This is a genomic window from Paenibacillus sp. LS-5 (genome assembly GCF_056121505.1).
The window spans coordinates 1-239 of the sequence record NZ_JBWAVA010000126.1; the positions used below are offsets into that span (position 1 = coordinate 1).

At 68.6% G+C, this 239-nt stretch carries 1 protein-coding gene; it reads right to left on the reverse strand.

The features are described 5' to 3' along the window. Positions 1 to 51: 51 nt before the first annotated feature. Positions 52 to 239, reverse strand: a 188-nt coding sequence (locus AC0MA3_RS26740) for a hypothetical protein (protein ID WP_474658384.1), incomplete at its 5' end; no start/stop codon positions are given.

The window sequence follows — 239 nt, forward strand, 5'->3', positions numbered from 1 at the left end:
ACGGCCGGACGAGGCTTGCCATGATCGCCGGCCGCCGCGACGGTTACCACGTCACCGCGTCGCATCTGCGTCGAACTCGGAGACCTGTTCAATCCACTGCAGGGCGTCCCGCTCGCGGTCTTGATCGAGACCGGTGACCTGCTTCGCCACCCGTCGCCGAACCGACCGGGAGCGGGCAGCGGCCACGACGAGGCGCAACTCGCGCAATCCTCTGGCGCGCCGCCGCTGACGCATCATTT